Origin of the sequence: Enterobacter sp. ENT03, assembly GCF_019218745.1 — a bacterium.
In the GTDB taxonomy this organism is placed as follows: domain Bacteria; phylum Pseudomonadota; class Gammaproteobacteria; order Enterobacterales; family Enterobacteriaceae; genus Enterobacter_D.
The window spans coordinates 1-20,958 of sequence record NZ_JAHUXA010000004.1; the positions used below are offsets into that span (position 1 = coordinate 1).

Genomic DNA, 20,958 nt, shown 5'->3' on the forward strand with positions numbered 1-20,958 from the left:
GGAGAAATGCCGTAGTGACGGCAAAGGGAACGGATGTTCGCCCCGTCCTGCGAGGCGAACAAAACAAACTCAGTACGTAATGACATGGTATCTCTCGCATCCCAGGGCATAAGCGACTCCATAAACGGGTTCTTATGCCTTAGTTGTAAGTGTCTACCATGTCCCCGAACAAGTGTTCATGATGTCCCCGGACTGTACAACGGGAGAGGGCCGGGGTGAGGGGCATAAAAGTTAATACCCCGCCGCTAAATCATCCACCGACCGCGGATCCGACGCGCCGTACAGCGTACCGTCAGGGGCGATCATAATACTCTGCGTGCTGCCCATCGCCTCTTTCACCGCGACTTTCTGCCCTTTTTGCTCCAGCAGTTTCAGCGTATCCGGGCTGAAGCCCTTCTCCACGCGCAGCTCGTCCGGCAACCACTGATGATGGAAGCGCGGCGCGTTGGTGGCTTCGGCGACGTTCATTCCGAAATCAATGCTGTTGACCACCATTTGCAGCACGGTCGTGATAATACGGCTCCCACCGGGGCTGCCGGTGACCAGCCAGGTTTTACCGTCTTTTACCACGATCGTGGGCGACATCGACGACAGTGGACGTTTACCTGGCCCAACGGCGTTCGCATCGCCGCCCACCAGCCCGTAGACGTTCGGTACGCCCGGCTTGGCGGAGAAATCATCCATTTCGTTATTCAGCAGAATACCGGTATTCCCCGCCACAATGCCCGTGCCGAACGTGGTGTTCAGGGTATAAGTCACCGCTACCGCATTCCCGTCTTTATCCACCACCGAGAAATGCGTGGTCTGGTTGCTCTCGTAAGGGGCCAGCTTGCCGGGGCGGATCTGGCTTGATGGCTTCGCCTTTGTCACATCGATCTGCTGCGCGAGGGATTTGGCATAGTCCTTACTGGTCAGCGCCTGCCACGGCACTTTCACAAAATCCGGATCGCCTAAATATTCCGAGCGGTCGGCATAGGCATATTTTTCTGCTTCAGCCATCACCTGCATGGCATCGGCGCTGCCAAAGCCGTATTTCGCCAGATCGAAGTTTTCGAGGATATTGAGGATCTGCACGATGTGGATCCCGCCAGACGACGGTGGAGGCATGGAGAAGACCTCATAACCGCGATATTCGCCGCTAATGGGCGTGCGTTCGACGGCTTTATAAGCGGCCAAATCGTCTTTGGTGATCAGGCCGCCATTTTTGCTCATCTCCTGGGCGATCTGATCGGCAATGGCGCCTTTATAGAAGGCTTCCGGACCTTTCTCCGCGATCATCTCCAGGCTTTTAGCCAGATTGGTCTGCACCAGCTTGTCGCCTTTTTTCAGCGGCTCGCCGTTTTTCCAGAAGATCGCTTTACTGTTTTCATAGTGGGGCAACACTTCGCTGCCGTAGGTTTTCAGATCGTCTGCCAGCGCGTCGTTAACGGTAAAGCCCTGCCTGGCAAGTTTGATGGCTGGCTGCACCACTTTGTTCAGCGGCAACGTGCCATATTTTTCCAGCGCCAGCGAGAAGCCCGCCACCGTGCCCGGTGTGCCAGTCGCTAAATGTGAAGTGAGGGATTTTTTACTGTCGGGATTGCCCTGCTCGTCTAAAAACATATCGCGCGATGCCTGGGCCGGCGCCATTTCGCGGAAGTCGATGGCGGTTGTTTGTCCGTCTTTGGTGCGCAGCAGCATAAAACCGCCACCGCCGAGATTGCCCGCCTGCGGATGCGTGACCGCCAGCGCATAGCCAACCGCCACGGCGGCATCCACGGCGTTACCGCCCTGCTTCAGGATGTCAACGCCGACGCGGGTGGCTGTTGCATCCACTGACGCCACCATGCCCTCTTTGGCCTGCACCGGATGGAAGACATCCGCTTCCACGCCGTATGACACTGGCGGTGGCGGCGGCGGTGCTGCGCCCACGCCAAAACATCCCCCTGCCATCAGGGCGGCAACGGCCACCCAACGCACAACTTTCTGTTTCATCATCGCGGTTCTCCAGAGATATGAGCAACAGGCCCCGCTTAAGCCTGGTTCACTACTCTTAAAAAATCATCGTTTTGCTGGAGAGCAAGTAAACTTAAGCTATTCCCCATGTATTCCCCATGAGAGGAGATGATGATGAAACCCTACCTGATTCTGGCGGCGTTATTTCCGTTTGGCGCTTTCGCACAGCCACTCAATACGATGAATAACCCGAATCTGCCGGACTATCAGATCCCGTCCCAGCAGCGAATGCAGACGCAGATGCTTAACCAGCAGTCGCAGCAAAAAGGCATGCTGAATCAGCAGTTACAGACGCAGACCCGTATTCAGCAACAGCATCTGGAATCGCAGATTAACAACAACTCGCAGCGGATCATCCAGTCCCAGCCGGGCGAGCTAAACCTGCCGCGTCAGCAACCGTTGCCAAACAGTAATGGCGGGATGTTGAATAACAGCGATGCCTCGCTGAACTCGCAACAGCAGCATATGCTGCCGCAACAGACTCACGGCAGCATGCTGAATCAGAACAGCGGCAGTACGCCGCAGGCGAATTTGCCGCTGAAAACCCTCAGCCCCTAAGGCTGAAAGTCAGGACCAATGATGTCGATACGGTCAGTACAGATAGCGTCCACCCCGGCGCGCAGCAGTTCAGCGGCGCGCTCGGGCTTGTTGACGGTATAAACCAGGATACGCAGCCCGGCGTCTTTCAGCGCGGCAATGCGGGCTTCATCCAGCAGACGGTGGTTGAGGTGGATGGAGACGCAGCCAAGCTGTGTTGTCAGCGCGCGCCAGTCATCCCGCCACTCATCAAGCAGCAACCCGCGCGGTAACTCCGGTGCGGCCTGCTGTGCAGCGTCCAGCGCATCAATATCAAATGACGATAACAGCGGCGGTGTCATGTCTGCCCACAGCTCACGTGCCGCCCGCGCCACGGTTTCGCCAGTCAGCGGGCCGGTGCCGGTCGTTGGTTTGATCTCAATGTTCGCCATCATGCCGTGCTCGCGGCAGCGCTGCGCCACCTGCGACAGCAAGGGCAAAGGTTCACCTTTGAATGCAGTGCTGAACCAGCTCCCCGCGTCCACCTGTAACAGATCGCTCCACGGCAGTCTGCCCGCCACGCCCCAGCCGTTACTGGTGCGTTCAAGGTTGTCGTCATGCAGCAGGAAGATCTGCCCGTCCTGCGACAATTTCACGTCAAATTCAATCATGGTGTGGCCGAAGCGTGCGCCGGTATCAATGGCGGCCAGCGTGTTTTCCGGGGCCAGTTTGCCGCCGCCACGATGCGCGACAATGTGGGGATAGGGCCAGTTGCTCATACTCGTTGTCCTGTTTCACCGTCGAAAAGGTGCAGATGGTTTTCCGCGAAATGCAGCCACAGCGTGCTGCCAGGCGCAGGACGTTCATGATGCGGCAGACGGACCACCATTTTCTGTTCGCCCCAGCGCCCGTGGGCCAGGTTATCAGCGCCGAGCATTTCCAGCGTGTCCATCACCAGCGGGATCCCGCCTGCGGAGGGTGAGCTTAGCGTAATATGCTCCGGGCGGATACCCAGCGTCATGTTGCGCCCGGTATAGCCCCGGTAAACCCAGTTAATGGGCAACGACATGCCACTGTCGAGATCAAAATGGGTGCCACTGGTGCTGATACGCCCTTCCAGCAGGTTCATCGCCGGGCTGCCGATAAAGCTTGCCACAAAGCGACTGGCGGGCTTCTCATAGACTTCCACCGGCGTGCCGATTTGCTCCGCCACGCCTTTGTTCATCACCATCACGCGCTGGGCCAGCGTCATCGCTTCCACCTGATCGTGGGTGACGTACAGGGAGGTGGTTTTCAGGCGGCGGTGCAGCTGTTGCAGCTCAAGGCGCATCTGCACGCGCAGTTTGGCATCAAGATTCGAGAGCGGTTCATCAAACAGGAAGACAGCCGGATCGCGCACAATCGCGCGGCCCATCGCCACACGCTGCCGCTGCCCGCCGGACAGCTCGCGCGGACGGCGTTTGAGCAGGCCATCCAGCTCCAGAATGCGCGCGGCGTCCTTTACCCGCTCCGCGATGTGCGCTTTGCCCATACCGCGGATTTTCAGGCCCCAGGCCATGTTCTCTTCCACGCTCATGTGCGGATAAAGCGCATAGTTCTGGAATACCATGGCAATACCGCGCTCTTTGGGTTCCATGTCGGTGACGCGCTGGCGATCGATCCACACATCGCCGCTGGACACGCGCTCCAGCCCCGCCACCATGCGCAGCAGCGTCGATTTGCCGCAGCCGGACGGCCCGACCATGACAATAAATTCACCGTCCGACACGTCCAGCGTCAGCGGCTGAATAATCTGCGTTTTGCCGTTGTCCCAGCTTTTGGTTACTGCCTGTAATTTCAGACCTGCCATCTTATTTCTCGCTATCAACTAAACCACGCACAAAAGCACGCTGCATGGCTAAAACAATGACGACCGGCGGAATGAGCGTCAGCAACATCGCGGCCATAACGTGGTTCCACTGCGTGCTGCCCTCACCGGTGGCGATCATGCCCTTGATGCCCGCTACCGCGGTGCCGAGGTTCACGTCGCTGACAATCAGCAGCGGCCACAGGTACTGGTTCCAGCCGTAGATAAAGGTGATGACAAACAGCGCCGCGAGATTGGTTTTCGACAGCGGCAGCACGATGTCGCGGAAAAAGCGCATCGGGGAGGCGCCATCAATGCGCGCGGCTTCGATCAGCTCGTCGGGCAGCGTCATAAAGAACTGGCGAAACAGGAAAGTGGCGGTCGCCGAGGCCATCAGCGGCAGCGTCAGCCCGGTATAGCTGTCGAGCATGTTCAGCCGGGCGATCACTTCCACCGTCGGGAAAATACGCACCTCGACGGGCAGCATCAGAGTGATAAAAATCATCCAGAAGAACAGGTTACGCAGCGGGAAGCGAAACCAGACGATGGCAAAGGCGGAGAGCATCGACACCACGATTTTCCCGACCGTAATGCTGAACGCCATGATAAAGCTGTTCAGCAGCATCACACCGAAAGGTGCGCTGTTCGACCCGACGCCTTCCCGCCAGATGGTGCGGATATTTTCCAGCAGATGCGTGCCGGGGATCAGCGTCATCGGCGTTTCAAATACTTGCTGGTTATTCAGCGTGGCGGCGACAAAAGCCACGTACAGCGGAAACAGAATGGCGGCGATCCCAAGGATCAACATGAGATGGCTGAAGATCGTCAGCCCGCGGCGGTTCTCGATCATTGGTAGCGCACCTTACTTTCCACATAGCGGAACTGCACGACGGTCAGCCCGATAACCAGCAGCATCAGCACCACCGACTGCGCGGCAGACGCCGAGAGATCCAGCCCGGCAAACCCTTCGCGGTAAATTTTGTAGATCAGCGTCGTGGTGGCCTGCACCGGCCCGCCCGCCGTCGCGGCGTCGATCACCGGGAAGGTGTCGAAGAAGGCGTACACCAGATTCACCACCAGCAGGAAGAAGCTCACCGGCGCGATCAGTGGTAACGAGAGCTGGAAGAAACGGCGCACCGGCCCGGCACCGTCAATGGCGGCGGCCTCAACCAGCGAGCGAGGGATCGATTGCAGGGCGGCGAAAAAGAACAGGAAGTTGTAGCTGATCTGCTTCCAGATGGAGGCGAATACCACCAGGAACATCGCCTGGCCGCTGTTCTGCGCATGGTTCCAGCTGTATCCCACGGCTTCCAGCGCATGGGTGATCAGGCCGCGCCCCGGATTAAATAAGAAAATCCACAGCACGGCGGCAATGGCTGGCGCGACAGCATACGGCAGCAGCATCAGCGTCTGGTACAGGCGGCTGGCGCGGATCACGTAATCCACCAGCGCGGCGAAGAATAATGAACTCAGCAATCCCCAGAAGGTGACCATGCCGCTGAACTTGATGGTGGTCCAGAAGGAATCGAGGTAATAGCGGTCATGAAACAGGGCAACGAAGTTGTCCATGCCGACGAACTGGCTCGACAGCCCAAAGGGATCGACGCTTTGTACCGAATACCACAGCGCTTCGCCCGCAGGCCAGATGAAGAAAATCAGGGTGATAATCAGCTGCGGGGCAACCAGCACATAAGGCAGCCAGCGCGAACGGAATACCGGACGGGAAGATGACATGAAGAGTGTTTTCCTGAACAAAGCCGGGTGGTGGCTTCGCCTGATCCGGCCTACGCGTGCTGAAAACGCCGGGTGGCGGCTTCGCCTGACCCGGCCTACAACTCATCACAACGTAGACCCGGTAAGCGCAGCGCCACCGGGCAATTTTTTACGACTTAGTAGACTGCTCGAAGCGGCGCAGCAGCTGATTACCCCGCTCAACGGCGGAATCCAGCGCCTGCTGCGCGGTTTTCTTGCCGGTCCACACCGATTCCAGTTCTTCGTCCACAATGGTGCGGATCTGCGGCATGTTGCCCAGACGCAGGCCTTTGGTGAACGGCAACGGCGGCTTGTTCAGCATCTGACGGGTGGCGGTATCAGCGCCTGGGTTTTTATCGTAGAAGCCCTGCTCGCGCGTCAGGTTATAGGCGGCGGTGGTGATCGGCAGATAGCCGGTTTTCTGGTGCCATTCGGCGGCATTTTCAGGCTTCGCCAGAAACTCGAGGAACTGCGCCACGCCGGTGTAAGTCGGCTTGTCTTTACCCTGCATTACCCACAGGCTGGCCCCGCCAATAATGGCGTTCTGCGGCGCGCCTTTCACGTCGGCGTCATAAGGCATCATGCCGACGCCGTAATTGAATTTCGCATAGTGACGAATATCCGCCAGCGAGCCGGAAGAGGCGGTAGTAATAGCGCAGTCGCCGTTATAGAACTTCTCGGTCGACTCATCCTTGCGCCCAAAGTAGCTGAAATCGCCTTTCTTGTTCAGATCGGCCAGCAGGGCGATGTGTTTTACCTGCTCCGGCTTGTTGAATTCCAGTACCGCATCGGTCCCGTCAAAGCCGTTGTTTTTGGTCGCGACCGGCAGACCATGCCAGGCGCTGAAGTTTTCGATCTGGATCCAGCCCTGCCAGCCGCTGGCGTAACCACACTTCATGCCTGCCGCTTTCAGTTTGGCGGTATAGGCAGCGAGATCCTGCCAGGTTTTCGGCGGTTGCTCCGGATCTAAACCGGCTTTTTTGAAGGCGTCTTTGTTGTAATACAGCACCGGCGTAGAGCTGTTGAACGGCTGGGACAGCAGGTGGCCGGTTTTTGAATCGGTGTAATAACCGGCAACCGTCGGCACGAACTGCGATTCATCAAACTTGATGCCCGCATCGCTGAACACTTCGTACACCGGTTTGATAGCTTTGGACGCCATCATGGTGGCGGTGCCAACTTCATATACCTGTAACAACGCAGGCGCATTGCCGGTACGGAAGGCCGCAATACCGGCGCTCAGGCTCTGCTCGTAGTTACCTTTGTACACCGGCACAATTTTGTAATCCGGATGGGTGTCATTAAAACGTTGCGCCAGGGATTCCACTTCTTTACCTAACTGACCTTCCATTGAGTGCCAGAACGGGATGGTGGTGACAGCCATCGCCTGACCTGCACATGCCAGGCTTAATGCCAGTCCTAAAGCTGTATGTCGTAACGAAGTCATGCGGTTATCTCTCTTGTTGTGCCGATGCGCGAAAACACGCGTTTTATGCTCGCGAGGTAACATGACACGCGCGAATGACAGAAAAATAACCGTTTCGTTACATAAATGTGACGCAAACGTGATGCCGCGATGTACCGGGCATGACAACCCTTTCCCTCATCGTGGAAAATGGGAACGGATGAGAAGTCGTGATGACAGTCCTCTGCTGCTGGCGTGCTACTGATAACGCAAAACAGAGGAGGAACCCATGAAGACTTTTTGCACGTTTATTATCGCGACGGCGGGACTGGCCGCAGGCCTTACCAGCGCCCATGCCGCCGAAGGCCAGACTAACGTGGTGTGCAGTTATCATCACACCGCCGGCGACGATGCCATTATGATGCCGGGCAAACCGGGGCTGGCGATGTGGCATGACTTTTTCGGCAATACCAGCACCGATGCGTTTTCTAACTACACCCGGTTGCAGGAGAAACCGCAGACCACCTGCGATAACAAAGCGGACGCCTCTGCCTACTGGGTGCCGACCATGATGCTGCCGGACGGGCGGATCGTGTATCCGGCGTACCAGAAAACCTATTATCAGGCCGACGAGGTGGCGAAATACCCGGTGCAGCCCTTCCCGCCAGGGCTTGAGCTGCTGGCGGGCAATCACCACGGCACCACCCCGCCGACGCAGATTAACTTTTTCTGCGGCAGCGGCAGCTATTTCACCAAAATCGGCCGCATTTGCGGCCCGCGTTCGCCTGACGGCCCGGTACAGTTCAACATCGGCCTGCGCTTTCCGAACTGCTGGGATGGCGTCAGCCTTAAGCCGTCACGGGGACGACCAAACGCGGTTTACGCCGTAAATAACCTCTGCCCGGCGGATTTCCCGGTCAAGATCCCGACGGTGAATATGAACGTCTCCTGGGTGTTAAAGGAGGTGAAGAGTCTGGATACCAGCCAGATCAAATTGTCGATGGATCCCAACCTTGTGGGCAGTAAACGGGAGGATAAATGGGGGAGCTTGTATACCGCCCACGCTGATTTCATGAACGGCTGGACCGAAGACGGCGCGCGGTTTATGACTGACCACTGTCTGAACCGGGCGATCCATTGCGGGCTGAATGTGCCGTTTAGCCTGAGCGTGGCGCAGGAGAGCAGTTGGATCGACAGTGAGCATCCTGAGGCAATCAATAACCGTGACAGGCAGATCCATATTGTTGATAACTGGGCCGCGCCGGGACGTGACGCCCATCCGCAAAAACTGGCCCTGCTGAAATTCACTATTCCGGCGCTGCCGGCAAACATGCCGCCGGAGGATGCCGCGCTGTTTAAATATTACGTCCGCGTGCACGGTAAAAACGTCAGCGACTCGGCCACCCGTATGCTCTATATCTATGCCATTGATGACACCTGGCAGGCCGCGAGCGTCAACTGGACGACACGCCCACCGCTGTCCACGGTATCCGTCGCCACATTGCGCCACGGCAGTAACGAAGGCGATAACTATTTCGATGTCGATAAATACGTTCGCCAGCAGGCTGCGAAAGGCAATAAAGCGGTGTCGTTCTATATTGGCGGTGAGCGCCAGGGACGGGAGTTTGTGTTTGACAGCGCGACCGGAGCCGTTCCCCCGCTGCTGTTAGTCAAAGGCATGCGCGAAACGCCACAACCGTAGCGTTTCAGCACATGAAAGTGTGAAGCAGCAACTAGCGCGCCCGAAACTCCTCCAGTTCACGCTGGAAACGACGATCTTCCCGGCGTTCCCGTTCGCGCTGAATGTCCGATTTTTCATCTTCCCACCGGGTGACGCAGGACAGATGATCGCTCGTTTCACACGGCAGACGTTGCGGTAAAGAGGAATCAACGGGGAATTGGTTATGATGCGTCACTGGCGGTTCCAGCCCGTCAGAGCGCGTCATGCCATCCGGATTGAGCGGACGTAACAACCCCGGTTCGCGCGGCCACGGCAGCATTTCACTGAGTGCTTCCGCGCTGATCCCCTCTTCGTGTTGCTCCTGAAATGCCTGCGCTGTACTCGCCAACAACCCGCAAATCACCAACGTCATTTTTCCCAAAAACTGCATAGTTACTCTCCTTAGTTAACGTTTTCAAAGCTGATCGGACGCAGCGCACGCAGAGGATGAGATCAACCCCCCAGATAAGCGCTGCGTACGGCTTCGTTTGCCAGCAGCGCGTCGCCGGTATCTTCGAGCACCACATGACCGTTCTCCAGCACATAGCCGCGATCGGCGAGCTTCAGCGCCTGGTTGGCGTTCTGCTCGACCAGGAAGATGGTCATCCCTTCCTGACGCAGCTGTTCGATAGTGTCGAAGATTTGCTGGATAATAATCGGCGCAAGCCCCAGCGACGGCTCATCAAGCAGCAGCAGGCGCGGCTGGCTCATCAGCGCACGGCCAATCGCCAGCATCTGCTGTTCTCCGCCAGACATGGTGCCTGCGCGCTGGATCCGGCGCTCATACAGGCGCGGGAACAGTTCGTAGACGCGCTTGATGCGGCTCTGGAACTGGTCGCGGTCGGCAAAGAAGCCGCCCATCGCCAGGTTTTCATCCACCGTCATACGGGAAAACACACGACGGCCTTCCGGCACGATCGCCACGGCTTCCCGCATGATTTTCGCGGTCTGCCAGTCGGTAATATCTTTGCCGTCAAACACCACTCGCCCGCTGGTGGCGCGCGGATCGCCGCACAATGTTCCCAGTAGCGTGGTTTTACCCGCGCCGTTGGCGCCAATCAGCGTAACGATTTCCCCCTGATTGATGGTCAGGCTCACCTCGTGCAGCGCCTGAATTTTGCCGTAGTGGGCACTTACTTTGTCAAAGGACAACATGACTTTTTCCATCTTATGCCTCACCTAAATAGGCACGGATAACATCCGGGTTATGACGAATTTGCTCCGGCGTCCCGTTGGCCAGCGGCGTGCCCTGGTTCACCACGTAGATGCGGTCGGAAATGCCCATCACCAGCTTCATGTCGTGTTCAATCAACAGGATGGTGGTGTTGTGATGATTACGCAGCTCGACGATCAGCTCGTCCAGCTCTTTGGTTTCTTTCGGGTTCAGACCGGCTGCCGGTTCATCAAGCATCAGGATCTCCGGCTGCGTCACCATGCAGCGGGCGATCTCCAGACGACGCTGATCGCCGTACGCCAGGTTGCTCGCCTGCCGGTTAGCGTGTGCTAACAAACCAATGCGGTCAAGCCAGGTGGCGGCGCGATCCAGGGCTTCACTTTGCGCACGACGGAACGACGGCGTTTTCAGCAGACCGGAAAACAGCCCGGTTTTTAGCTGTTGATGCTGCGCCACCAGCAGGTTTTCGATCACCGTCATTTCACGGAACAGGCGCACGTGCTGGAAAGTTCGCACCACGCCCATTCGGGCGATCTGCTGGCCCGGCAGACCTTCCAGATGCTGTTCGCGCAGCATGATAGTGCCGCCGGTCGGCTTATAAAAACCGGTCAGGCAATTGAACACCGTGGTTTTACCCGCGCCATTCGGCCCAATCAGCGACACGATTTCCTGCGGATGCAGATCCAGCGAGACGTTATTCACCGCCAGCAGACCGCCGAAGCGCATCATCAGGCCATTAACGGACAATAAAGGCTGACTCATGCCTGCTCTCCTTTCGCGGCTTCCCCGGTTTTCAGTTTCAGCTGTGGACGGGTCATGGGCAGCAGGCCCTGCGGACGCCAGATCATCATCAGCACCATCAGGCCACCGAGCATTAACATGCTGTATTCATTGAAATCACGCATCAGTTCACGGGACACCACCAGCAGGATAGCCGCGAGGATCACCGCAAACTGCGACCCCATGCCGCCAAGTACCACAATCGCCAGCACAAACGCGGATTCTGCAAAGGTGAAGGATTCCGGGCTGACAAAGCCCTGACGCGCGGCAAACAGCGTCCCGGCAAAGCCGGCAAACGCAGCGCTGATGGTGAACGCGGTCAGCTTGATGCGGGTCGGGTTCAGGCCCAGAGAACGACAGGCGATTTCATCCTCGCGCAGCGCTTCCCACGCACGACCCAGCGGCATACGCAGCAGGCGGTTGATGACAAACAGGCTCAGCACCACCAGCAGCAGCGCCACCAGATAGAGGAACACCACGCGGTCGCTCGGATCGTATTTCACGTTAAAGAAGTTGCTGAAGGTATCCCAGCCGCCTTCACGGGCAGAACGGCTGAACTCCAGACCAAACAGCGTCGGTTTCGGGATCTGGCTGATACCGTTCGGCCCGCCGGTCACTTCGGTGTTATTAAGCAGCAGAATACGCACAATTTCGCCGAAGCCGAGGGTAACAATCGCCAGATAGTCACCGCGCAGACGCAGCACCGGGAAGCCGAGCAGGAAGCCTGCCGCCGCCGAGACCAGCCCTGCCAGCGGCAGACAGGTCCAGAAGCCAAGGCCGTAATAGTGATTGAGCAGCGCGAAGGTGTACGCGCCAATGGCGTAGAAGCCGCCGTAGCCCAGCACCAGCAGACCGGACAGCCCCACCACCACGTTCAGCCCCAGACCAAGAATGATGTAAATCATGGTCAGGGTAGCGATGTCCACGGTGCCGCGCGACACCATAAACGGCCAGGCCACGGCCAGCACCAGCAATGCCAGCAGGAACAGTTTTTGTTTTACCGTGGAGCCATCAATGGCTGGCAGCACGAATTTCGGCCCGGAAAGGCCTTTAATACTTTTCTGGAAAGCAGGGCGCAGCAGCTGGAAGAAAAAGACCACCGCAGTGCCAACGAACACCCACTGCCAGCGAATATCCGCTGCGTGTCCGACCACCAGCCTGGTGCCATCCAGTTGCAGTTGCACGCCCATAAAGACGCCCGCGAGGATGAAGAACATCGCGGCCGACAGCAGCGCCATTGCAAAATGCATCGGTTTCATACTTTCTCTACCTCCGGACGGCCGAGGATCCCGGTCGGCATCACCAGCAGTACGCCAATCAGCAGCGCGAAGGACACCACGTCTTTATATTCCGTGCTCAGGTACGCCGAGGAGAGCGACTCCGCCACGCCCAGGATCAGGCCGCCAATCATCGCGCCCGGAATGCTGCCGATACCGCCCAGCACCGCCGCCGTGAAGGCTTTCATCCCCGCCATAAAGCCGATATACGGGTTAATTACGCCGTAGAACTGACCGAGCAGGACGCCCGCCACCGCCGCCATCGCCGCACCGATCACAAAGGTCAGGGCGATCACGCGGTCGGTGTTGATGCCGAGCAGGCTCGCCATCTTCAGATCTTCAGCGCAGGCGCGACAGGCGCGGCCCATGCGGGAGTAGCGAATAAAGAGCGTCAGCGCCAGCATGGCCACGAAGGTCACCACCCAGATCACCAGCTGCATGGTAGTGATAGAGGCAGAGAAGTTTTCACTGCTGCCCACTACCCACTGCCCGTTAAACAGGCTCGGCAACGCCACGTCGCGCGACCCTTCCGTCAGGCTGACGTAGTTTTGCAGGAAGATAGACATACCGATGGCGGAGATCAGCGCGATCAGGCGTTTGGAGCTGCGCACCGGGCGATAAGCCACCCGCTCGATACTCCAGCCGTAGGCGCTGGCAATCACAATCGCTCCGACAAAGCCAGCACCTACCAGCAGCCAGCTGCTGTCGATGCCCATCATCATCAGCGCGGCGATGATCATAAAGGAGACATAGCTGCCGATCATATACACCTCGCCATGGGCGAAGTTGATCATGCCGATAATGCCGTAAACCATGGTGTAACCAATGGCGATAAGCGCGTAAGTGCTTCCCAGCGTAACGCCGTTAAACATTTGCTGCACGAAGTAGAGAAACTGCTCGGACATAGGGAAACCTTTTTATTCCCGCCCGACAGTGCCGGGCGGCGGGAGTATTATTTGGCTACCGAGGATGAACCATCGGCGTGCCACTGGAAGACGCCAAATTCAAATCCCTTCAGATCGCCTTTCTCATCCCAGTTCAGCGGCCCAATCACGGTCTTAGCACCGTTTGCTTTTAAATCTTTTGCCAGCGCTAATGGCTCATCGCTGCCGGTGCGTTCCAGCGCGGTCGCCAGCGACTGCACAGCGGCATAGGTGATCCACACATATGGGCCAGACGGATCTTTCTTATCGGCCTTCAGCGCCGAAACGATAGCGCTGTTTGCCGGATCCTGGTCATAGCGTTTTGGCATCGTCACCAGCATGCCTTCGCCCGCGTCACCCGCGATATTCGACAGCGACGCATTGCCGACGCCTTCCGGCCCCATAAACTGCACTTTCAGACCGTTAGCACGCGCCTGGCGCAGCATCTGCCCCATTTCCGGGTAGTAACCGCCGTAATAAACGAAATCGATATTTTCTTTTTGCAGGCGCGCGATCAGCGCAGAGAAATCTTTTTCACCGGCAGTAATGCCGTCAAAGAAGACCACATTGGCACCGCCTTTTTTGAGGCCGTCCTGCACCGAGCGCGCGAGGCCTTCACCGTATTGCTGCTTGTCATGAATAATGGCGATACGCTGCGGCTTTACCTTTTCCAGAATGTATTTTGCGGCAGTCGGTCCCTGGGAGGAGTCCAGCCCGGCAGTGCGCATAATGTGCTGATAGCCGCGCTGCGTCAGTTCAGGGTTGGTCGCGCCAGGCGAAATCATCAGGATGCCTTCGTCTTCGTAAATATCAGACGCTGGCTGAGTGGATGATGAGCAGAGGTGACCAATTACGTACTGAATACCGTCATTAACGATTTTGTTGGCCACCGCCACGGCTTGTTTTGGATCGCAGGCGTCGTCATATTCCACCGCGACCAGCTTGTCGCCCTTAATACCGCCTTTGGCATTAATATCTTTGATGGCCTGACGGGCACCGTTGAATTCCATATCGCCCCACTGGGCAACCGGACCGGACATCGCCCCGACCACCGCCACCTTAATATCGGCAGCAGTAGCGGTTTGCGACATCGCCAGTGCGATCAACCCCGCGATCAACGTCTTCGCGTTCCTGTTCATACCTGAAAATCCCCATTCGTGATGTCGTGTTTACACGTCTGGCTACCGGCGAAGGGGTGCTTCGCGGCAGCTCATAATAATTGTGTATAAAATTGGTCTGGTAGTGGTTAAAAATAACGCTGGTGATTTAATGCACAATGCTATTTTTACCTGTGCCTTTAATGGTTTAGCGTAGTTTTTTACTGAAAACCACACTAAATTCCCTATTTTTCAGGCGATTAAGAACAGATAATATTCTGTATTTATCCAGAGATAAACAAAAAAAGCGCCATTACCAGCATAAAATAACGGCACAATGAGCGGAATAAAACACTACCTTTCAGGGTTAAATACTGCTTATTTTTCGATCCCTGACGTTTAAAACTGCTCTGGCGGCTGTGTCAGAAGTAATCGCCTGATGAATGGAAATAAAAAGGGAAAGCGCCTGAGGACGAAAATTGAGTACACTGCACCCTCACTTGACGTTCTGGACCCGCAGTAAATGAAACTGACCATCATCCGTCTGAACACATTCAGCGAACAGGATCATATCGATTTAGGCAAAATCTGGCCGGAGTACTCGCCGGAGTCGTTAGCGGTTGACGACAACCATTGCATCTACGCCGCCCGGTTTAACGATCGCCTGCTGGCCGCGGTGCGCGTGACATTAAGCGGCAAAGACGGGGCGTTGGATTCGCTGCGCGTACGCGACGTCACCCGCCGCCGTGGCGTGGGCAAGTATTTGCTTGAGGAAGTGCTGCGCGCGCATCCGGAGATTAGCGTCTGGTGGATGTCAGATATTGCAGTCGAAGATAAAACGGTGATGGATGCGTTTATGCAGTCGGCAGGTTTCAGCGCCCGCGCGGACGGCTGGCAGAAGCGATAAATCCCCTCACCCCGGCCCTCTCCCGGTGGAGAGGGCTAGCGCGAGGGGGAAACAAATTATTTCGCGTCGGTCGCGGTACCGTTTGCATGCCAGGTGAACACGCCGAACTCGAAGCCTTTCAGGTCGCCCTTCTCATCCCAGCTCAGTGGACCCATGACGGTTTCCACGGTGTTGGCTTTCAGGTATTTGGCGATTTCGGCCGGATCGTCTGACTGCTCCAGACCCGCTTTCAGGGATTGCAGCGCCGCGTAGGTCGTCCATACGAATGCCCCGCTCGGATCCTGTTTCTTCGCTTTGATCGCGTCAACAATCGGTTTGTTCACCGGCAGCTGATCGTAGTTCTTCGGCTTGGTAACCAGCATACCTTCGGCAGATTCACCAGCGATGTTAGACAGCGAGACGTTCGCCACACCTTCCGGGCCCATGAACTGGGTTTTCAGACCGGCAGCTCGCGCCTGACGCAGCATCTGACCCATTTCCGGGTGGTAGCCACCGTAATAAACGAAGTCGATATTCTCTTTCTTCAGACGCGCCACCAGCGTGGAGAAGTCTTTCTCGCCTGCGGTCAGACCGTCGAAGAACACCACATTAGCGTTGCCTTTTTTCAGGTTTTCCTGCACGGCACGCGCCAGGCCTTCACCGTATTGCTGTTTGTCATGAATGATGGCGATACGCTGCGGCTTCACTTTTTCGAGGATGTATTTTGCCGCGGTCGGGCCCTGATCCGAGTCCAGCCCCGTGGTGCGCAGCAGCAGTTTATAGCCGCGTGCCGTCAGCTCCGGCGCGGTGGCGGCCGGGGTGATCATCAGAATGCCTTCGTCTTCATAAATGTCAGACGCCGGCTGGGTAGAGGAGGAGCACAGGTGGCCGATAACATATTTGATACCGTCGTTAACCACTTTGTTGGCAACCGCAACGGCTTGTTTCGGGTCACAGGCATCGTCGTACTGCACCGCAACCAGCTTGTCACCTTTGATGCCGCCTTTGGCGTTGATGTCTTCGATCGCCTGTTTCGCGCCGGTGAATTCCTGATCGCCATACTGCGCTACCGGGCCAGACATCGCGCCCACAACCGCAACTTTAATATCTTTCGCGAATGCTACGTTGCTCATGGCCAGCGCGATACATCCTGCCAGTAACGCTTTACCCTTCATTTTCATCCTGAGAATCCCCATTATTGTGGTTATTACATTCGTTGTGATGTTGTTGTTCAGCACTTTATTTCATTTATTGGTCGGCTGCTCGTGCTTTAACAGCATACTCTGCTAAAACATACCCCATTTTTCAGAATATGTAACAACTTTTTTACCGGGTTAGCGACGCGTGAATAATATCCAGCGCCTGTCGGAACTGTGCTTCTGGAATGGTCAGGGGATAGAGGAAACGGATGACGTTACCGTACACGCCACAGTTAAGCAGCAGCAGTCCGGCCTCCAGCGCCCGCGCCTGTACCTGGCGGGTAAACTCCGGCGATGGCTCGCCGCTGTGCGGATCGGCGAACTCCACGGCCACCATCGAACCCAGCGCGCGGATCCCGGCAATCTGCGGGCAATCGGCCCGGGCTTTCTCGAGCACTTCCACCAGATGCTGACCGAGATGCGCGGCGCGCTGGCAGAGGTTTTCTTCGTCGATCACTTCCAGTACCGCCAGCGCCGCCGCCACTGCCAGCGGGTTACCGGCATAAGTACCGCCCAGCCCGCCAGGCGCCGGGGCATCCATCACCTCTGCGCGTCCGGAGACTGCCGACAACGGTAGCCCACCGGCGAGGCTTTTCGCCATGGTGATGAGATCGGGTTTTACGCTGAAATGTTCCATGGCAAAAAGTTTGCCGGTACGGGCAAAGCCGGTCTGCACTTCATCGGCGATCAGCAGAATGCCGTGGGTATCGCACAGGGCGCGCAGCCCCTGCATAAAATCATCCGGCGCGATGACAAATCCGCCCTCGCCCTGCACCGGCTCCAGCACGATAGCTGCCACCTGATCCGGCGCGATGTCTGCTTTGAAAATGCGCTCAAGGCTGTTCAGCGCATCGGCGGTACTCACGCCATGCAACGCATTGGGATACTGAGCGTGGAACACCGAGCCGGGAAAGGGGCCGAAGCCGATTTTGTAGGGTGCGACTTTGCCGGTCAGCGCCATCGTCATATAGGTACGGCCATGAAAACCGCCGCCAAAGGTGATGAGGCCGGGTCTGCGGGTATAAGCACGGGCGATTTTCACGGCGTTTTCCACCGCTTCGGCACCGGTCGAGAAGAAGGCGGTTTTGGCAGGCCCGGCGACCGGCACGCGTGCGTTGATCTTTTCCGCCAGCGCCACATAACTTTCATACGGCACGATCTGGTAGGCGGTATGGGTAAAGGCATGCAGCTGTTTTTCCACGGCGGCTATCACTTTGGGATGGCGATGCCCGGTATTCAGCACGGCGATGCCGGCAGCAAAGTCGATCACCTCGTTGCCTTCCACGTCCCACAACGTGGCGTTTTCCGCTTTATCTGCATAAAAATTACACATCACGCCGATGCCACGCGGTGTGGCTTGTAAGCGCCTTTCGTTTAGTTCGTTATTTTTCACCCTGTCCCCCTGAGATGCCATTGTTTACATAGTGCGCATCTGTAAGTGTTTGCCACAGGATAAGAAATCGCCAGAGCAGGCGTAAAAAAACAAAACCCCCGGATTTTCATCCAGGGGTTTTTGGCGTGACACCGCAGAAAACGGTGCAGCGAAGATTATGCTTCGATGGCGATACGCAGCTTTTTCATGGCGTTCTTTTCCAGCTGGCGCACACGCTCAGCGGAAACACCATAGCGGTCAGCCAGCTCCTGCAGGGTGGACTTGTTATCTTCGTCCAGCCAGCGGGCGCGAATGATTGCCTGGCTACGTTCGTCCAGACCCTGCATCGCATCGGTCAGTTTGTTGGCAGCCTGTTCTTCCCAGTTATCATCTTCAATGCCATCGGCAAAGTTAGAGGTTTTATCCTGGAGATACAGTACCGGCGCCATCGGATGGCTGTCGGACTCATCGTCCGGCGACAGGTCAAACGTCATGTCCTGTGCAGCCATACGCGATTCCATCTCACGCACGTCTTTGCTGGAAACGCCCAGCTCACGAGCCACCATTTCCACTTCGTCCTGGTTAAACCAGCCCAGACGCTGCTTGGTTTTACGCAGGTTAAAGAACAGCTTACGCTGTGCTTTAGTGGTGGCGACTTTCACAATACGCCAGTTACGCAGCACGTATTCGTGAATTTCGGCTTTGATCCAGTGCACGGCGAAAGAGACCAGACGCACACCCACTTCTGGATTGAAGCGGCGCACGGCTTTCATCAGGCCAATGTTACCTTCCTGAATCAGGTCAGCCTGCGGAAGGCCATAGCCCGAGTAGTTACGAGCAATATGAACAACAAAGCGCAGGTGCGACAGGATCAGCGTTTTAGCTGCTTCCAGTGAACCCTGGTAATGCAGCTTTTCAGCAAGCTCCCGCTCTTCATCAGCCGTCAACATCGGCCATGCGTTCGCAGCCCGGATATAAGACTCCAGGTTACCAACAGGGGCTAAAGCTAAAGTTTGCATTTCTTTGGTCATTCAAATCCTCTCAATGTACTTCTTACTGGCGGCGGATTGTCCCCTTCAGGCAACAAACATGCCAGCGTTTGTGAGCAACGAGAATATCATCCACACTTTTATCAGACAGTGATTTTATCCACAAGTTCCCTGCAACGCTGTGAATAAATTACGCACAAATTGTGACATAACGATGATAAAACCTGCGCAGAGAAAAGAGAAATCAGGGGTGCTTTCCCTGCTGACAGACATCCGATGCAGCAGGGAAAGAGTATATCAGAGAATTTTTAGTCGGGGGTAAAGTGACGTAAATGTTGCACGGTTGCCAGCCACGCGGCCAGCCAGCCAATCATCGAACACACCAGCAATAGCAACAAACACTCATCAAACGACAGGCCGCTTAACTCAAACTGGGTGCCGAAAATCTTCGCCACGTCTGTCACCGCCGATGACAGACGCATCACCAGAATTTCAGACAAGATCAGCGACAGGAATGCGCCGCTAAAACCGAGCAGTGCACCGCCGTAGAGGAACGGACGCAGGATAAAGCCATCCGTTGCGCCAATCAGTTTCTGTACGTTAATGCTGTCGCGACGGGAGAAAATGCTCAGCCGTACACTGTTACCAATGACGAGGAACACCGCTGCCACCATCAGGATGCCGATCATTACCGACACGCGCCCCACCAGCCCGGTCAGCGCCGCCAGACGGGCAAACCAGCTGTCGTCCATCCGTACCTCATCAATACCATTGATGCGGGTGATACGGTCGCGCAGGGTGTTGAGCGATTCGGTATTCTGGAAGTCGATCTTCGGTACCACCACCGCCACGGCGGGCAGCGGGTTCTCTTCCAGCATATCGAGCGCCCCGCCAAAGCCTGACCAGTTGCGGAATTCGCCCAGCGCATCCTCGCGTGAAAGATAATTTACCTTTTCGACGCCCTGTTCCGCCTGTAACTGCCCGACCACCTGCTGCGCGGCACCGTCATCCAGCGCTTTATCGAAGTAGACGGTAATTTGCGGCGACGGATAATACTGTGAAGATGCCTGGTGCACGTTTTTGTACACCATATAGCAGACGCTCGGCAGCGTCAGGGAGATGGCAATAACCATCACCGTCAGCAGGGTCGCCAGCGGTTTGCTTTTCAGATCCTGCACCGCGCCCTGCCAGGCGTAGCGCATCTGTTCGTTAAAGACGTTGGTTTTGCGTGAACCGGGTTTCGGCGGCGTTTTGCTGCGGCCGGACGCGCCGCGGTTGCCGCCGCTGCCCTGCCCCGGTTTACGGAAACGGTCCAGTTTATTACCGAACTGGCGGATTTGATTCACTGCGTCGCGTTTATTCACCCGTCAGGCCTCCATGCAAATGACCGTCGCTCAGACTCAGCATACGGTACGAGCGGCGCGCAATCAGGCTCAGGTCGTGCGTCGCCATCAGCACCGTTACCCCGACGCGGTTAAACTCTTCAAACAGACGCAAAATCCCTTCAGACAGTGCATCGTCCAGGTTACCGGTCGGTTCATCCGCCAGCAGAACCGCGGGTTTGTTCACCACCGCACGGGCTATGCCCACACGCTGCTGTTCACCGCCGGAAAGCTGAATGGGAAAGTTTTTCGCTTTGTCGAGCAGCCCGACTTTATCCAGCGCCGCCGACACGCGACGACGAATATCTTCACCGCTGGCCCCGGCGATAATCAGCGGGATCGCCACATTGTCAAAGACCGTGCGGTCCATTAACAGATGGTGATCCTGAAAAATCATGCCGATCTGCCGACGCAGAAACGGCACTTCACGGTTTTTCAGGCGACTGATCTCATGCCCGGCAAACCAGATCTTTCCGGCGCTTGGCCGCTCGATACCGCAGATAAGCTTTAACAGCGTACTTTTACCCGCGCCGGAGTGGCCGGTCAGAAACGCCATCTCGCCCGGTTGCAGGTGGAATGTCACCCCCTGCAACGCTTGTCTCCCACCGAGATAAGCCTTGCTGACATGTTCAAAGCGAATCATTG

Annotated in this window: 20 protein-coding genes; 3 read left to right on the forward strand and 17 right to left on the reverse strand. The window is 56.7% G+C overall.

The annotated features are described in order from the left end of the window. Positions 1-231: 231 nt before the first annotated feature. A complete protein-coding gene (gene ggt, locus KW828_RS08110) occupies positions 232-1,974 on the reverse strand; it encodes a gamma-glutamyltransferase (protein WP_371316108.1) in 1,743 nt (580 codons plus the stop codon). A gap of 135 nt (positions 1,975-2,109) precedes the next feature. Between ggt and KW828_RS08115 the strand changes: the two genes are divergently transcribed. Continuing rightward, complete coding sequence (locus KW828_RS08115; RefSeq protein WP_218336089.1) at positions 2,110-2,553, forward strand: DUF2756 family protein; 444 nt, start codon at positions 2,110-2,112, stop codon at positions 2,551-2,553. Here KW828_RS08115 and ugpQ read toward each other — a convergent pair. The 5 genes from ugpQ to ugpB all read right to left on the reverse strand — a co-directional run bounded on the left by ugpQ (position 2,550) and on the right by ugpB (position 7,556). After that, positions 2,550-3,290 (reverse strand): glycerophosphodiester phosphodiesterase, encoded by a 741-nt coding sequence (gene ugpQ, locus KW828_RS08120; protein WP_218335917.1) that lies wholly within the window; start codon positions 3,288-3,290, stop codon positions 2,550-2,552. The two genes, KW828_RS08115 and ugpQ, sit on opposite strands and share 4 nt — an antisense overlap. Continuing rightward, positions 3,287-4,360 carry a sn-glycerol-3-phosphate import ATP-binding protein UgpC gene (locus KW828_RS08125; protein ID WP_218335918.1) on the reverse strand — a complete coding sequence of 358 codons (1,074 nt, stop codon included), beginning with the start codon at positions 4,358-4,360 and terminating at the stop codon, positions 3,287-3,289. Before KW828_RS08125 ends, ugpQ begins: the two co-directional genes overlap by 4 nt. A 1-nt stretch (position 4,361) precedes the next feature. Next, complete coding sequence (ugpE, locus tag KW828_RS08130) at positions 4,362-5,207, reverse strand: sn-glycerol-3-phosphate ABC transporter permease UgpE (protein ID WP_218335919.1); 846 nt, start codon at positions 5,205-5,207, stop codon at positions 4,362-4,364. Then, positions 5,204-6,091 carry a sn-glycerol-3-phosphate ABC transporter permease UgpA gene (gene ugpA, locus KW828_RS08135; RefSeq protein WP_218335920.1) on the reverse strand — a complete coding sequence of 296 codons (888 nt, stop codon included), beginning with the start codon at positions 6,089-6,091 and terminating at the stop codon, positions 5,204-5,206. Before ugpA ends, ugpE begins: the two co-directional genes overlap by 4 nt. A gap of 148 nt (positions 6,092-6,239) precedes the next feature. Next, positions 6,240-7,556: a sn-glycerol-3-phosphate ABC transporter substrate-binding protein UgpB gene (gene ugpB / locus KW828_RS08140; RefSeq protein ID WP_088221012.1), complete on the reverse strand. Its 1,317-nt coding sequence runs from the start codon at positions 7,554-7,556 to the stop codon at positions 6,240-6,242. A 247-nt stretch (positions 7,557-7,803) separates the two neighbouring features. Here ugpB and KW828_RS08145 point away from each other — a divergent pair, with 247 nt between their 5' ends. Next, positions 7,804-9,216 (forward strand): DUF1996 domain-containing protein, encoded by a 1,413-nt coding sequence (locus KW828_RS08145; RefSeq protein ID WP_218335921.1) that lies wholly within the window; start codon positions 7,804-7,806, stop codon positions 9,214-9,216. A gap of 31 nt (positions 9,217-9,247) precedes the next feature. Here KW828_RS08145 and KW828_RS08150 read toward each other — a convergent pair whose 3' ends face one another. From KW828_RS08150 to livK, 6 genes are all read right to left on the reverse strand, one after another. After that, the gene (locus KW828_RS08150) at positions 9,248-9,625 is read right to left on the reverse strand and encodes a hypothetical protein (protein WP_218336097.1); all 378 of its coding nucleotides are present in this window, start codon (positions 9,623-9,625) and stop codon (positions 9,248-9,250) included. A 62-nt stretch (positions 9,626-9,687) separates the two neighbouring features. Continuing rightward, the gene (gene livF / locus KW828_RS08155; RefSeq protein WP_218335922.1) at positions 9,688-10,401 is read right to left on the reverse strand and encodes a high-affinity branched-chain amino acid ABC transporter ATP-binding protein LivF; all 714 of its coding nucleotides are present in this window, start codon (positions 10,399-10,401) and stop codon (positions 9,688-9,690) included. Position 10,402: 1 nt separating this feature from the next. Then, positions 10,403-11,170 (reverse strand): high-affinity branched-chain amino acid ABC transporter ATP-binding protein LivG, encoded by a 768-nt coding sequence (gene livG, locus KW828_RS08160; RefSeq protein WP_218335923.1) that lies wholly within the window; start codon positions 11,168-11,170, stop codon positions 10,403-10,405. Beyond that, a complete protein-coding gene (locus KW828_RS08165) occupies positions 11,167-12,447 on the reverse strand; it encodes a high-affinity branched-chain amino acid ABC transporter permease LivM (protein WP_218335924.1) in 1,281 nt (426 codons plus the stop codon). The genes livG and KW828_RS08165 overlap by 4 nt, the downstream gene beginning before the upstream one ends. Next, positions 12,444-13,370, reverse strand: coding sequence for a high-affinity branched-chain amino acid ABC transporter permease LivH (gene livH, locus KW828_RS08170; protein ID WP_088221016.1), 927 nt, complete (start codon positions 13,368-13,370; stop codon positions 12,444-12,446). Before livH ends, KW828_RS08165 begins: the two co-directional genes overlap by 4 nt. 47 nt (positions 13,371-13,417) lie before the next feature. Next, positions 13,418-14,527, reverse strand: a complete 1,110-nt coding sequence (gene livK / locus KW828_RS08175; protein WP_218335925.1) for a high-affinity branched-chain amino acid ABC transporter substrate-binding protein LivK — start codon at positions 14,525-14,527, stop codon at positions 13,418-13,420. 481 nt (positions 14,528-15,008) lie between these two features. Here livK and panM point away from each other — a divergent pair, with 481 nt between their 5' ends. Further along, entirely contained in the window at positions 15,009-15,392 is a 384-nt protein-coding gene (panM, locus tag KW828_RS08180) for an aspartate 1-decarboxylase autocleavage activator PanM (protein ID WP_218335926.1), read from the forward strand. A 56-nt stretch (positions 15,393-15,448) separates the two neighbouring features. Here the strand turns inward: panM and KW828_RS08185 are convergent, their stop codons facing one another. The 5 genes from KW828_RS08185 to ftsE form a co-directional block, all read right to left on the reverse strand. Beyond that, positions 15,449-16,552 carry a branched-chain amino acid ABC transporter substrate-binding protein gene (locus KW828_RS08185; protein ID WP_218335927.1) on the reverse strand — a complete coding sequence of 368 codons (1,104 nt, stop codon included), beginning with the start codon at positions 16,550-16,552 and terminating at the stop codon, positions 15,449-15,451. Positions 16,553-16,697: 145 nt separating this feature from the next. Beyond that, positions 16,698-17,963: a 4-aminobutyrate--2-oxoglutarate transaminase gene (locus KW828_RS08190; protein WP_218335928.1), complete on the reverse strand. Its 1,266-nt coding sequence runs from the start codon at positions 17,961-17,963 to the stop codon at positions 16,698-16,700. A gap of 155 nt (positions 17,964-18,118) precedes the next feature. Further along, a complete protein-coding gene (gene rpoH / locus KW828_RS08195; protein WP_088221023.1) occupies positions 18,119-18,973 on the reverse strand; it encodes an RNA polymerase sigma factor RpoH in 855 nt (284 codons plus the stop codon). A gap of 266 nt (positions 18,974-19,239) precedes the next feature. Beyond that, positions 19,240-20,295 (reverse strand): permease-like cell division protein FtsX, encoded by a 1,056-nt coding sequence (ftsX, locus tag KW828_RS08200; protein ID WP_088221024.1) that lies wholly within the window; start codon positions 20,293-20,295, stop codon positions 19,240-19,242. After that, positions 20,288-20,956 (reverse strand): cell division ATP-binding protein FtsE, encoded by a 669-nt coding sequence (ftsE, locus tag KW828_RS08205; protein ID WP_218335929.1) that lies wholly within the window; start codon positions 20,954-20,956, stop codon positions 20,288-20,290. The genes ftsX and ftsE overlap by 8 nt, the downstream gene beginning before the upstream one ends. Positions 20,957-20,958: the final 2 nt, after the last annotated feature.

Excerpts from the sequence above, each read along its gene's own strand:
- livK (WP_218335925.1), bottom strand. The coding sequence starts at position 14,527 with ATGAACAGGAACGCGAAGACGTTGATCGCGGGGTTGATCGCACTGGCG.
- KW828_RS08165 (WP_218335924.1), bottom strand. The coding sequence starts at position 12,447 with ATGAAACCGATGCATTTTGCAATGGCGCTGCTGTCGGCCGCGATGTTC.
- KW828_RS08185 (WP_218335927.1), bottom strand. The coding sequence starts at position 16,552 with ATGAAAATGAAGGGTAAAGCGTTACTGGCAGGATGTATCGCGCTGGCC.
- KW828_RS08150 (WP_218336097.1), bottom strand. The coding sequence starts at position 9,625 with ATGCAGTTTTTGGGAAAAATGACGTTGGTGATTTGCGGGTTGTTGGCG.
- livG (WP_218335923.1), bottom strand. The coding sequence starts at position 11,170 with ATGAGTCAGCCTTTATTGTCCGTTAATGGCCTGATGATGCGCTTCGGC.
- KW828_RS08145 (WP_218335921.1), top strand. The coding sequence starts at position 7,804 with ATGAAGACTTTTTGCACGTTTATTATCGCGACGGCGGGACTGGCCGCA.
- KW828_RS08125 (WP_218335918.1), bottom strand. The coding sequence starts at position 4,360 with ATGGCAGGTCTGAAATTACAGGCAGTAACCAAAAGCTGGGACAACGGC.
- livH (WP_088221016.1), bottom strand. The coding sequence starts at position 13,370 with ATGTCCGAGCAGTTTCTCTACTTCGTGCAGCAAATGTTTAACGGCGTT.
- ggt (WP_371316108.1), bottom strand. The coding sequence starts at position 1,974 with ATGAAACAGAAAGTTGTGCGTTGGGTGGCCGTTGCCGCCCTGATGGCA.
- livF (WP_218335922.1), bottom strand. The coding sequence starts at position 10,401 with ATGGAAAAAGTCATGTTGTCCTTTGACAAAGTAAGTGCCCACTACGGC.
- ugpB (WP_088221012.1), bottom strand. The coding sequence starts at position 7,556 with ATGACTTCGTTACGACATACAGCTTTAGGACTGGCATTAAGCCTGGCA.
- KW828_RS08115 (WP_218336089.1), top strand. The coding sequence starts at position 2,110 with ATGAAACCCTACCTGATTCTGGCGGCGTTATTTCCGTTTGGCGCTTTC.
- ugpQ (WP_218335917.1), bottom strand. The coding sequence starts at position 3,290 with ATGAGCAACTGGCCCTATCCCCACATTGTCGCGCATCGTGGCGGCGGC.
- rpoH (WP_088221023.1), bottom strand. The coding sequence starts at position 18,973 with ATGACCAAAGAAATGCAAACTTTAGCTTTAGCCCCTGTTGGTAACCTG.
- panM (WP_218335926.1), top strand. The coding sequence starts at position 15,009 with ATGAAACTGACCATCATCCGTCTGAACACATTCAGCGAACAGGATCAT.
- ugpE (WP_218335919.1), bottom strand. The coding sequence starts at position 5,207 with ATGATCGAGAACCGCCGCGGGCTGACGATCTTCAGCCATCTCATGTTG.
- ugpA (WP_218335920.1), bottom strand. The coding sequence starts at position 6,091 with ATGTCATCTTCCCGTCCGGTATTCCGTTCGCGCTGGCTGCCTTATGTG.
- ftsE (WP_218335929.1), bottom strand. The coding sequence starts at position 20,956 with ATGATTCGCTTTGAACATGTCAGCAAGGCTTATCTCGGTGGGAGACAA.